General features: G+C 68.7%; 10 protein-coding genes. 2 read left to right on the top strand and 8 right to left on the bottom strand.

Annotation, left to right across the window (positions count from 1 at the left end; translation table 11 throughout):
- Positions 1-16: 16 nt before the first annotated feature.
- From LGM89_RS28690 to LGM89_RS28665, 6 genes are all read right to left on the bottom strand, one after another.
- On the bottom strand, positions 17-1315 hold the full coding sequence (locus LGM89_RS28690; protein WP_226274702.1) for a c-type cytochrome: 1299 nt from the start codon (positions 1313-1315) through the stop codon (positions 17-19).
- Positions 1316-1330: 15 nt separating this feature from the next.
- Positions 1331-3553, bottom strand: coding sequence for a xanthine dehydrogenase family protein molybdopterin-binding subunit (locus tag LGM89_RS28685; protein ID WP_226274701.1), 2223 nt, complete (start codon positions 3551-3553; stop codon positions 1331-1333).
- Position 3554: 1 nt separating this feature from the next.
- Positions 3555-4010 (bottom strand): (2Fe-2S)-binding protein, encoded by a 456-nt coding sequence (locus tag LGM89_RS28680; protein ID WP_089432687.1) that lies wholly within the window; start codon positions 4008-4010, stop codon positions 3555-3557.
- A gap of 135 nt (positions 4011-4145) precedes the next feature.
- The gene (locus LGM89_RS28675) at positions 4146-4445 is read right to left on the bottom strand and encodes a putative quinol monooxygenase (protein WP_089496946.1); all 300 of its coding nucleotides are present in this window, start codon (positions 4443-4445) and stop codon (positions 4146-4148) included.
- Between the two features lie 100 nt (positions 4446-4545).
- On the bottom strand, positions 4546-5604 hold the full coding sequence (locus tag LGM89_RS28670; protein WP_226274700.1) for an NADP-dependent oxidoreductase: 1059 nt from the start codon (positions 5602-5604) through the stop codon (positions 4546-4548).
- Positions 5605-5838: 234 nt separating this feature from the next.
- Positions 5839-6459, bottom strand: a complete 621-nt coding sequence (locus tag LGM89_RS28665) for a TetR/AcrR family transcriptional regulator (protein ID WP_226274699.1) — start codon at positions 6457-6459, stop codon at positions 5839-5841.
- Positions 6460-6765: 306 nt separating this feature from the next.
- On the opposite strand from LGM89_RS28665, the gene LGM89_RS28660 reads away from it, so the two are divergent.
- On the top strand, positions 6766-8343 hold the full coding sequence (locus LGM89_RS28660; RefSeq protein ID WP_226274698.1) for a hypothetical protein: 1578 nt from the start codon (positions 6766-6768) through the stop codon (positions 8341-8343).
- A gap of 124 nt (positions 8344-8467) precedes the next feature.
- Here the strand turns inward: LGM89_RS28660 and LGM89_RS28655 are convergent, their stop codons facing one another.
- Both LGM89_RS28655 and LGM89_RS28650 read right to left on the bottom strand, forming a co-directional pair.
- On the bottom strand, positions 8468-9490 hold the full coding sequence (locus LGM89_RS28655) for a DNA-binding protein (RefSeq protein WP_089496950.1): 1023 nt from the start codon (positions 9488-9490) through the stop codon (positions 8468-8470).
- A 513-nt stretch (positions 9491-10003) separates the two neighbouring features.
- Positions 10004-10849 carry a phage tail tip lysozyme gene (locus LGM89_RS28650; protein WP_226274697.1) on the bottom strand — a complete coding sequence of 282 codons (846 nt, stop codon included), beginning with the start codon at positions 10847-10849 and terminating at the stop codon, positions 10004-10006.
- Positions 10850-10911: 62 nt separating this feature from the next.
- On the opposite strand from LGM89_RS28650, the gene LGM89_RS28645 reads away from it, so the two are divergent.
- Positions 10912-12141, top strand: a complete 1230-nt coding sequence (locus LGM89_RS28645) for a hypothetical protein (RefSeq protein WP_226274696.1) — start codon at positions 10912-10914, stop codon at positions 12139-12141.
- The last annotated feature ends 43 nt before the right edge of the window (positions 12142-12184 follow it).

Below are 12184 nucleotides of genomic sequence, written 5' to 3'. Positions count from 1 at the left end.
CCGCATGGGGCCGCGCTCAGCGCGCGGCCGCCGTCGCCTTGCGGAGTTTCGCGACGTCCGCTGCCTGCACGGCCGGCGCGCCGTTGTTCCAGCCGGCGCGCATGAACGTCAGCACGTCGGCGATCTGCCGGTCGTTCAACTGGTTCGAGAACGCCGGCATCGGATACGCGGACGGCACGCCATCGATCACGAGCGTGTCGCTGCCGTTCAGCGTCACGTTGATCAGCGACGATGCATCGGCTTCGAGCACGTTCGGATTGCCGGCGAGCGGCGCGAGCAGCGGCGCGTAACCGCGCCCGTCCGCGCCGTGGCAATGCAGGCAGTAAGCGTTATACACCTTCGCGCCCGGATCGGCCGCCGGCCGGCCCAGCGCGGCCTGCGTCGCCTTCGGATCGTAGCTGTACGGCGGCGCGCCCGTGCCGCCTGCCGCCGGCAGCGATTTCAGGTAACGCGAAATCGCCGCCAGATCGTCGTCGGAGAGCGCCTGCGTGCTGTGGTTGATCACGCTCACCATCGAGCCGAACGCGGTCGCATGGCGGTTCGCGCCGGTCTTCAGGAACTGCGCGACCTCGGCCTCGTTCCAGCGGCCGAGCCCCGTGTTGGGCTCGCCGGTCAGGTTCGACGCGAACCAGTTGTCGATCGGCGCGCCCGACAGGAACGCCGTGCCGCCTTCGTCGAGCGCCTTCTCCTGGAAGCCGACACCGCGCGGCGTGTGGCACGACCCGCAGTGCCCGAGCCCCTGCACGAGATACGCGCCGCGGTTCCACACCACGTCCCTGGACGGCTTGTCGGCGTAAGGCGTCGTGTCGAGGAACACCTTGTTCCACAACGCGAGCGGCCAGCGCATGTTGAGCGGCCACGGGATGTCCGACGGCCGGTTCGCCTGCTTCACCGGTTCGACGCCGTGCATGAAATACGCGTACAGCGCCTTCACGTCGTTGTCCTTCAGCTTCGCGTACGACGGGTACGGCATCGCCGGATACAGGTTGTGACCGTCCTTCGCGACGCCCTTGCGCAACGCGCTGGCGAAGTCGGCTTCGGTATAGCCGCCGATGCCCGTCTCCGGATCGGGCGTGATGTTGGTCGTGTAGATCGCGCCCATCGGCGTGACCATCTTCAGGCCGCCGGCGAACGGCGTGCCGCGCGGCGCGGTGTGGCACGCGACGCAGTCGCCCGCTTTCGCGAGATACGCGCCGCGCGCGACGAGCGCGCTGTCGGCCTGCGCCGCCTGCGCGGCATATGCGGCCGTGCCGGCCAGCAGTGCAGACACGGTGAGCAACGACGTGCCGAGCATCTTCAGGGTGAGGTTTTGCATGGTCGTCTCCTCCCCTCAAGCCGTTTTCAGCTGGTCGCCGACCGGCAGCTTGCGCAGCCGCTTGCCGGTTGCCGCGAAGATCGCGTTCGCCACCGCCGCGGCGGTCGCGGCCGTACCCGGCTCGCCGATCCCGCCCGGCGCCTCGCCGCTTTTCACGAGATGCACCTCGATCGGCGGCGTCTCGTTGATCCGCAGCATCCGGTAGTCGGTGAAGTTGCTCTGCACGACGCGGCCCTCCTCGATCGTGATCTCGCCATACAGCGCGCCGGTAATCCCGAAGATGATGCCGCCCTGCACCTGCGCCTCGATCGTGTTCGGGTTGACGACCATGCCGCAGTCGACCGCGCACACGACACGCTTCACGAGCACTTCGCCGTTATCCACCGCGACATCGACGACGATCGAGAAGAAGCTGCCGAACGCGTGCATCACCGAGACGCCACGCCCTTGCCCCGTCGGCAGCGCCGGGCCGCCCCAGCCGGCCGCCTTGGTCGCGACGTCGAGCACGTTGAGCGCGCGCGGCGTCTTGCCGAGCAGCGCGCGGCGGTATTGCACCGGGTCGGTCTTGGTCTGTGCGGCCAGTTCGTCGATGAAGCTCTCGACCACGAACGTGCCGCGCGTCGGGCCGACGCCGCGCCAGAACGCGGTCGGCACGTGGCGCGGCTCCTGGCGCACGTAGTCGACCAGTTGGTTCGGCAGGTCGTACGGCAGTTCGGCCGCGACTTCGACCGCATCGGGATCGACGCCGTGCTGGAACGCCGGCGGCGCGAAGCGCGCCATGATCGACGAGCCGACGATCCGGTGCTGCCACGCGACCGGCTTGCCGTTCGCGTCGAGGCCGGCCGAGATCCTGTCGTAGTAGCACGGCCGGTACATGTCGTGCTGCACGTCTTCCTCGCGCGTCCAGACTACCTTCACCGGTGCGTTGACCTGTTTGCCGACCTTCACGGCCTGGCCGATCATGTCCGTCTCGAGCCGCCGGCCGAAGCCGCCGCCGAGCAGGTGGTTGTGCACGACGATCCGGTCGGGCGCGAGGCCCGTGAGCTGCTGCACGGTATCGCGCGCCCGCGTCGGCACCTGCGTGCCGACCCAGATCTCGCAACCGTCGCCGCGCACGTGCACCGTGCAGTTCACCGGCTCCATCGTCGCGTGCGCGAGCAACGGCTGTTCGTAGACGGCGTCGACGCGCGTCTTCGCATTCGCGAACGCCTTGTCGACGTCGCCGTCCTTGCGTGCGACCGCGCCCTTGCCGTTCGCCGCCGCCTGCGCGAGATCCGCGAACAGATCCTTGGTCGAGACTTTCGCGCCCGCGCCCTCGTTCCACTTCACGACCAGCGCCGACGCGCCGCGCTTCGCGGCCCACGTGTGATCGCCGACCACCGCCACCGCGTTGTCGACGCGCACGACCTGGCGCACGCCGGGGATCTTCTTCGCGGCCGTGTCGTCGACGCTCGCGACCGTGCCGCCGAACACCGGGCTGTTCACGATCACCGCGACCAGCATGCCGGGCAGGCGCACGTCGAGCCCGAACTGCGCGGTGCCGTCGACCTTCTCCGGCGAATCGAGCCGCTTCGCGGGCGTGCCGATCAGCTTGAAATCCGCCGGCTGCTTCAGCGCGACGTCCTTCGGCACCGGCAGCTTCGCCGCCGCATCGGCGAGCTGGCCGTACGACGCGCGCCGGCCGCTCGGCGGATGCTGCACTTCGCCGTTCGCGGCGCGGCAGGCTGCCGGATCGACGTTCCATTGCTTCGCGGCCGCCGCGACCAGCAGCGTGCGCGCCGTGGCGCCGGCACGGCGCAGCGGTTCCCATGCGTAGCGTATCGACGTCGAGCCGCCGGTGAGCTGGCCGCCGAGCAGCGGATCGAGGAACAGCTTCTCGTTCGGCGGCGCATGGTCGAGCGTCACGCTCGACAGCGGCACTTCGAGTTCTTCCGCGATCAGCATCGGCAGCGCCGTATAGACGCCTTGCCCCATCTCGACCTTCGGCATCACCAGCGTGACCTTGCCGGCGCGGTCGATCTGCACGAACGCGTTCGGTGCGAACACGCCCGGTTGAGCCGGCTCGGCGGCATCGCCGCCGATCACCGAACGACGCGCATCGTCACCCGCGGCCGGCATGCTGAAGCCGAGCAGCAACCCGCCGCCGGCCGCCGCGCCCAGCGACATGCCGAGCTTGAGGAACGAACGGCGCGACACGCCCGCGCCGGCCCGACCGGCTTCGATCAGTCCTCGTGACATATCAGGCCTCCTTGGCGGCTTGCTTCACGGCCGCGCGAATCCGGTTGTACGTGCCGCAGCGGCAGATGTTGCCGGCCATCGCCGCGTCGATGTCGGCGTCGCTCGGGTTCGGGTTCGACGCGATCAGCGCGGTGGCGGCCATCACCTGCCCCGACTGGCAATAGCCGCACTGGACGACGTCGAGCGCGCGCCAGGCCTGCTGGACCTTGTGGCCGGCCGGCGTCGCGCCGACGGCTTCGATCGTCGTGATCTTGCGGCCGGCGACCGCCGCGACCGGCAGCACGCACGAGCGTGCGGCGACGCCGTCGAGATGCACCGTGCACGCGCCGCACTGCGCGATTCCGCAGCCGAACTTCGTGCCGGTGAGACCGACGACGTCGCGCAGCACCCAGAGCAAGGGCATGTCGTCGGGGGCGTCGACCGAGCGGGTTTCGCCGTTGATGTTGAGGGTGATCATTCAGCCTCCGGGGCCGGTGTATGGGGGAAGCGGCGCGAACGATGCGCCGCGTGGTGTTGTCATCGCCGCCGCGTGCTGTGCGGCGGGTGCCGTGCGGCCCGGGTGGGCGCGAGCCGCGACGGGCGTACGGCGGCGTTACTCGGCGACGTCGATGCCCGACAGCACCTTGATGACCGGCGGCGCGGTGAACCAGTCGGCCGACTTCGCGCGGAATTCGCCGAAATACGGGCTCGCGAGGTGCGCGTCGAACGCGGCCTGGTCGTCGTAGATTTCGTACAGGTGCAGGTTCGGCGAGCCGTCCTGCTCGCGGAACAGGTCGTAGCGCCGGTTGCCCGGTTCGGTGCGCGTCTTCGCGACCATGCCGCGCAGCTCGGCCTCGGCGGCCGCCGCGTGTTCGGGTTTCAGGAACAGGGAAGCAATCACGTGAAGCGCCATCTTGTCATTCTCCTAGTCGTCGATAGCGGAATCGAGCATGCCACAAGCCGGCGTCGCGTGACGCCAGCGTGCAGCCGTTGTGTGTCGCCGTGCCGAGGCGTCAGGCCAGTTCGTCCGGGCCCACGCGCACGACGACCTTGCCGAAGTTCTTGCCGGCCAGCAGGCCGATCAGCGCTTCCGGCGCATCGGCGAGATCGGGGACGACGTCCTCGCGCGTCTTCACCTTGCCCTGCGCGACCCATTCGCTCATGTCCTTCATGAACGTCGCATAGCCGGTGGCATAGTGATCCATGATGATGAAACCCTGCATCCGGATGCGCTTGCGCAGGATCGTGCCCATCAGTGCCGGCACGCGGTCGCGGCCGGTCGACACGGCCTTGTCGTCGTAGGCCGCGTCGTTGTAGTGCGCGATGATCCCGCACACGGGCACGCGCGCATGGTCGTTGAGCAGCGGCCACACCGCGTCGAACACGGCCCCGCCGACGTTCTCGAAATAGATGTCGATGCCGTTCGGGCATGCTTCCTTCAGCTTCGCGGCGAACGCCGGATCGCGGTGGTCGACGCACACGTCGAAACCGAGCGTATCGGTCACGTACGCGCACTTGTCGGCGCCGCCCGCGACCCCGACCACGCGGCAGCCCTTCAGCTTGGCGATCTGGCCGACCACCGCGCCGACCGCACCGCTCGCCGCCGCGACGACCACGGTTTCGCCGGCCTTCGGATCGCCGATCGTCAGCAGGCCGGTATAGGCGGTGAAGCCCGGCATGCCGAGCACGCCGAGCGCGTACGACGGATGCGCGAAGTCGCGGCCGAGCGGAATCAGACCTTGGCCGTCGGACAACGCATAGTCCTGCCAGCCGGCGCCGGCGACCACCAGGTCGCCTTCGCGGAACGCGGGCAGGTTCGACGAGACGACCTGGCTGACCGTGCCGCCGACCATCGGCTGGCCGAGTTCGGCCGGCGGCGCATAGGACGGTGCGTCGCTCATCCGGCCGCGCATGTACGGGTCGAGTGACAACCAGACCGTGCGCAGCAGCACCTGGCCGGCGCCGGGCGTCGGCACGTCACCGGATTCGGCGCGGAAGTTGCCCGGCGTCGGCGCGCCGACCGGGCGCGAATTCAGGATGATCTGGCGATTAGCGGTCTTGCTTTGTGGCATGTGAGCCTCCGTCAACAGGAATGGACGTGCTTCGTGGGCACGATCGGATCAGGGATGGACCAGCGGGAGACGCACGCGGGCGGCTGCATCGGCGCTCAGGCCGGCGCGGCTGCGTGCATGCGGTTGAATCAATCGGGACAGCGTAACGCGGTGTGACACGTTCGTCATGCGTGGATGAGTAGACCAGTCGTCTAGAATCGGGGTAAAAACAAGGCGCGCCGATGCGCGCCCGCGTTACGACTTCACGTCGCCCGGCTCGAGCGGCGGCAGGTTCAGCATGCGCCGCGTTTCGACCATCGCCCGTTCGAGCGGCTTGCGATTGCGGTGAATCTTCTCCAGCAGCGTTGCGCCCAGCCACAGCTCGTACAGGATCGCGGCCGTATGCGACGGATCGGCGACCCCGCTCAGCGAACCGTCGGCCAGCCCGGCCTCGATGCCGCCCGCGAGCCGCTCGATGATCTGGCTCGTGCCCTGCCGCAGCACCGCGCGCATCGCTTCCGACAGATCCGACACTTCCGCGCCGAGCTTCACCGCGAGGCACTTGCCTTCCGGATCGTCGGCGCATTGCGTGTGCAGCCAGTTGCGCCAGTACGTCATCAGGCGCTCCGCGCCCGTGCCGGCCTGATGCTTGAACAGGTTGTCGAGGTGCGCGAGATAGCCGTCGAAATACGATTCGAGCAGCGCTTCGCCGAATGCCTCTTTCGAGCCGAAGTAATGGTAGAACGAGCCCTTCGGGATGCCCGCCGCAGCGAGAATCTCGTTCAGGCCGACCGCCGAAAACCCCTTGTGGAGCATGATCGGCTTGGCGATATTCAGGATGTGCTGGCGGACTTCCGCGCCCGAAGATGCATTCATGATGGCGTATGGTAGCAACGATTAGACCGGTCGTCTAGTGACGTCGAGCCGGCATGTTGAGCGGCACTTTACCCGATCCCCGCCTGGCGCCCAAACGTCGCGCCGGCATGCCGCCCTCCTTCCCGCTCCGCCGAGCGCGCGGCGTCACACGCCCGACTCGGTTTCGTCGCAGGCGTTTCATCGATCTCCCGCATAAATATGCGCGGCGCATGTGCCGGCGATCGACCCGTTTCGACCGGCATTGCACACGTGTGCAACGCGCCGGATCGTCGTTGTCGCCTCCCGAAACCGTGACCAGGAACGTCCATGACCGCTTCGAAACCCGAACGCCCGTCCGCGCCGAACCGCCGGCGCTTCATCCAGCGCGGCGCCGCGCTGACCCTGTCGCCGCTCGTCGGCTCGCTGGCTGCCTGCGGCGGCGACGGCAACCCGACGTCCGCGTCGTCGTTCGCCGCCGCCGCCGCCGGCGCCGCGGATGCCTCCGCGCGCAGCTACGGCATCGCCGACCGCTCGATCACGATCAACGTCGTCAATGCGATCCCGTCGACGACGCTCGCGTACGGCAACGCGGCGAGCCAGAGCGGCTCGCTGCCGCAGGCGTCGCAAGCGCAGGTCGCCACCGGGCAATCGACCGCCGTCAGCGCGTCGAACAGCTGGGGCGACTGCACGGGATCGTTCAGCCTGGCCGGCGGCGACGCCTCGTTTGCCATTTCGTACACGCATCCGTTCGGGTCGCAACCGACCACCGTCAGCGTCACGCCGTCCGCCGGCTACGTGTCGGGCGCCGACGCCGCCACGTTTCCCGGTCACGACTCGGTCGCGAATCTCACGCTGTATCGCGGCGTCGCGACCGCGAACGGCGCGTGGGTCGTCCCGCTCGCGCAGCTCGCGACGCCGCCGGCCAACAACTGCCAGGATTTCGCGAACAGCATGTTCGGCAGCAACGTGCGCACGGCCGCGGCCATCCAGTCCGCGTACCAAAGCACCGGCCCGCTCGGCTACGTGCCGCCTGCCGACTTCACGGGCGGCCAGCTGGCGGGCTTCGTCTCGCAATGGGTGCAGCGCTGGCAGAGCGGCGCGGCCTATGGCGTGCTGCCCGCTGCCGATGCGCAACTCGTCGACGCGCTGAAGCAGTACGTCTCCGGCGCGTCGAACGCCGGCCCGCTGACGATGTGGATGCCGCAGATCGCGTGGCAGGCCGGTTCCGATCCGGCCGTGTTCGCGCTGACGGGTTATCGCGCGTTTCCGTTCGTCGATGCGCAGGGCAACTGGAACGCGAGCACGCTGTCCGCGTTCCTGACGCTGCTGGCGGCCGGCTCGCATATCGTCGCGATCAGCGCGACGAACGACCTGCCGGCGGGCGTCACGATGCAGGCGTTCGACAGCTTCATGGGGGCGAGCGGGCTGACGACGTCGACGGATATCGGCAACTCGCACTACGCGTCGGTGTTGAACACGACGGGCCGCTATTACCTGAGCGTCGGCAGCGATTTCGCGCCGGCGAACTGCGGGCTGATCCTGTCGTTCCTGTACGGGCGCACGGTGAACAACCTGCTCGCGGGCGCCGGCACGTACAACACGTTCATCCAGCTCGAAGGCTGGCAGGCCGGCGGTTCGCGGCACAACGCCGACTATGCGACGTATCAGCAGACGCTGTGGAACATCTCGACGTATGGGGCGTCCGCGTATAGCGAGAAGCGCGCGACGTCGATTTTCCTCGCGCCCGCCGGGTGGACGCCGCAGGTCTATCAGACGACGCGGATGATGCCGTACGTCGGCGCCTACGCGCAGTCGAATGGGTCGCCGCAGGGCTGGCTCAATACGTCGCTCGTCACGATTCCGGCGGATGCGCCGGCGTTGCCGTCGCGGTATGTGTCGAGTTGATCGGTATCGGTGGATGGGTGGGCGATCGGGGGGGGGAGGGGCTCGGGCGCTTGCCTGGCCGCTTCAGGCTTCCGGGCTCCGGACGTGCGTCGCCTTCGGCTGACGCACGCTTGTGGTTTCTACTTCAACGCGGCGGCGCTTCGTCCGCGCGCTTTCGCGTGCGCGCCCTCCGCTCGTCCCGTTGTGCGGCGGGCGCTGCCTTGGCGCCACGCAGCGCCGACCGGCGCGAGAGCGCCGTCATTTCGCGCCGCAGCGCATCGAGTTCCTTGACCCGTGCCGCCTCGGTCGCCTGCGCACCGTCGAGCTGCCCTTGAAGCACGCCGCATCGGTGGAGCGCGTCGCCGAGCTGCGTCTGCAGTGCGGCCATTTCCTTGCGCTGCTGCGCATCGCGCTGCTCCATGCGCAAGGCTGCTGCCTCGAGTTCCTTCTGCAGCCGCGCGGCCGCGAGCCGCTCGCGATCGATCTCCTGAAGCGCCCGCTTCTCCGACGCGCGCAAGCGCTCCTCGGCCCGACCGGCGTCGTCGCGCAGCCGGTCTAGCTGGGTGGTGAAATCCGCGCGCGCCTGCGCAAGTGCGCGGTCGCCTTCCGCGTTGTCGGCCGTGAGGCGTTCGATGTCCGCTTGCAGCGCTTGCCGCGATGCGTCGTCCGCCGCCCTCGCCTGTTCCAGTTCCTGAATGCGCACCTGCGCGGCCAGCAGCGCGGCCGTGCGTTGCTCCAGCGCGGTTTCGGTGCGGGCCAGTTCGGCCTGCAATGCCGCGACTTCCGCCCTTGCCGCTACCCGCTCGGCCTCGACCTCCGCGCGCAATGCGTCGAGCGCGCCGGCCGCGTCGGCGCTCGACCGATTCCATAGCGCCGCCACCAGCTCACCGGCGGCCGCCTGCAGATCGGCCGGCAGGTCGGGATGCTCGATGCGCACGCGACTCTTTTCCCGCAGCTCGGCCCAGAACTCGCCGAGGACGGCCGTCGGCGTACTCATGCTGCCCTTGCGGACGAGCTGGTACAGGCGGTTCGCGGTCGGCGTGATGCCGAAGCGGAAGAACAGCAGCGCGCAGGCTTCGCGATACAGCTCGCGGGTTTTCGGGAAGTCGGCCTTGAGGCGCTCGATTTCGGCGGTCAGGCGGGATTCGTCGGCAGCGAGATCGGACATGGCGGGTTGGCTTGGTGATTTCGTAAATAATATAACGTAAACCGTTGAATACCCAATTTATCGTGCCTTTTAATTTGACATTATTTCTATAATGTCGAGCGTGATGGATCGCCATGTCGCGTACGGTGCACTCGCGCACGACGCCGGCCCAGGCAGGACCGGGGGCGTGTGCGGGCATATGTTGCCGTAGCGACAGGGATGGCGAGCGAGGGGAAAGATCGGGCGGTGTGGGCGCCGGGGCGCTGTCGAATCGCCGGGGGCGACGCCGGGACGCGTACTCCTCCCGTCGCTGTCGAGCGGGACCCTGCGCGTGCGCCCGCCGTCCGGACGCGTGCCGCCGATCTACCGGACGATGCGGAAGATGTGTCGTGCGGCGCCAATGCGCGCCCAGGCATCATGCCGCCGGCACGTTGCCAGTCGCGATAACGGCAGGTGTGCCGTCGCTGGCCGCGGTACGGGGCAAGCGGGAATGCGGGCCGCCGCCGCGTTGACGCGCCGGACGGCGGATACGGCTCAGAGCCCTTCGTTCAGGAAGTTCTGTGCGTACTGGAGCCGGTTGTCCATCTGCGGATCGGTCGCCTGCTCGTAGTCGGTGTCCCAGACCTGGGCGGCCTGCGACACGTTCGTCGTGTTCTTCAGGTCGGAAATCGTCTTGCTGTACGGGCCGTCGAGTTCCTGGTTCATGTAGCCGATGTTCGCGTCGAGGCTGCCCGGATCGAGGTTGTGCTGCTGCGCATACGCGATCTCGCCCTGCTTGCGCGTGCCGCCCCACTGCGCGAGCCCCCAGCCGTTCGCGTTGTCGTCCGCGAAGTTGCCCGACGGCGCGCCTTCGGCGCCGCCCTGGTTGACGTTCGGCTTCAGGCCGCTTTCCTGCTGCAGGTTGCCGAGCACGCCCGCGATCTGCGTATCGTTCAGCCCGTAGCGGCTGCGCAGGTCGTCCGCGATCGCATGTGCCGCGCTGCCGCCCGTGTTCGCGGGGAGCGTCGACCCACTCTGGCCATGCGTCTGCCCGTCGCTCTGCCCGCCTGGCGGGATACTGGCGTTCGCCGGCGGTGCGCTGCCGGCCGGCGGCGCGTCGTTCGACGACGGCCCGTTCAGCGAGAACGAAAGCGGTGTGCCGTCGTTGCCGCCGCCGTCGCCGCTCGCCAGCCGTATCGACGGCATCCCGCCTCCGTTTCCATCGCCGGCAGGCTGCGTTCCGTCAGCGGCCGACGCCTGCTTGAGCGCGGCGAACACCGCTTGCAGGATCTGCTCGAGTTGGGCCAGCACCTGCGTGATCTGCGCCTGGTTCGAACCGGAATCCTGCGAAGGGTCGAAGTTCGTCGACCCGGTGGAATTCAAACTCACTGTCAAGGACATGACTGCCTCCTTCCGGGAATCGCGGGACGGGCCACCTCGACCGACTATAGGCCGCATGGCGGATGACGCGTGCGGCCGGCGCGAAGCGGGCGACGGGTTTGCGAATCGGAACGGCGCCGCGCGCGGTCGGCGCCGCCACCGGCCAGCTTCGCCACGCTGCGCTTCGGCACTTCGCGTCGCGCGCCGGTGTTTCGTGTCGGGCCGCCCGGGCGCTGCGCCGAGGCATACAGTCGAAGGGCCTACGATGCTGCCAGGGGCAAGCGACCAACGGCAAACGGCAAACGGCAAACGGCAAACGGCAAACGGCAAACGACGCCGGCCTGACGCAGTCCGGCCGGCGCAAACGGCGACGCGCGCCGGTCGACGAGCGCGCCTCCCCCGATCACTCCCCGCGGAGAACGGCGCTCATGATCACCATCACCGTCCAGGGCAACGCCCCGATTTCCCGGACCGACCCCGCGCGCGACGCCGGATCGGCGGACAGCCCGGGTTCGCAACAGATCGCGCAGATCATCCAGGCACTGATGGCGGAGCTCAAAAGCCTGTTGTCAGGGCAAAACGGCAACGACTCGCCCTCCTCGCCACCGGTGGCAAGCACGGGCCGGTCCGTCCCGCCGTTGGCCAACCATGAGGTCCAGCCGCAGACATTACCGTCGAACGGCCGGAATGCGCCGGTCGATCCGAACACGCCGCGCACCCGGAACGACCAGAATCCGCCGCTTGGCGGAGCGCCCTCCGGAAGCTCGGCGAAACTGTCGACCAACGCGGGCGGTGTGGCGCAGGCCGGCGCGATCGACGGTATCGCCCCGACGTCGACGCAAACCGTCCACACCGGTACGGGCAACGACAAGACCTTCAACGTCACCAACAATACGAACCGGCCCGAGTCGTTCACGTACGCGGTGCAAGGCCAGAACAAGGCGACCCTCACGCTCGCACCGGGCCAGACCGGCACCTTCGTCGGCGGTTCGCACGACATCGGCGTACGGATCTCGCCATCCGATGCGAACGGCAATACGCATCCGGACGAGGTGCTGTACGAAGACGGCGGGGCCGACAACGGGCAGGCGTCCGGCGCGGGCAATCCGGACGTGAGCAAGGTCGACGGCGACAAGGATTTCGCCGGTCACGACGAGAACATGACCGTGACGCTGTCCGACGGGCGCACCGCCGGCGACGGCGACGCGATCCGCCCATACCTGTATTCGACCGACGATGCGGCCGCGATGGGCCTCGCGGGCGATCCGAGCAAGACGGTCAACATCGTGATGTCCGACCGGAACCCGGCCTGACGAGCGCCCGCCCATGCGGCTGCGCCGGCATCGACGGCGCCGC

This window comes from Burkholderia sp. AU31624 (genome assembly GCF_020420065.1).
Lineage (GTDB): Bacteria > Pseudomonadota > Gammaproteobacteria > Burkholderiales > Burkholderiaceae > Burkholderia.
The sequence above is the reverse complement of the archived record's forward strand: the minus strand, read 5'-3'. Positions and strand labels throughout refer to the sequence as shown.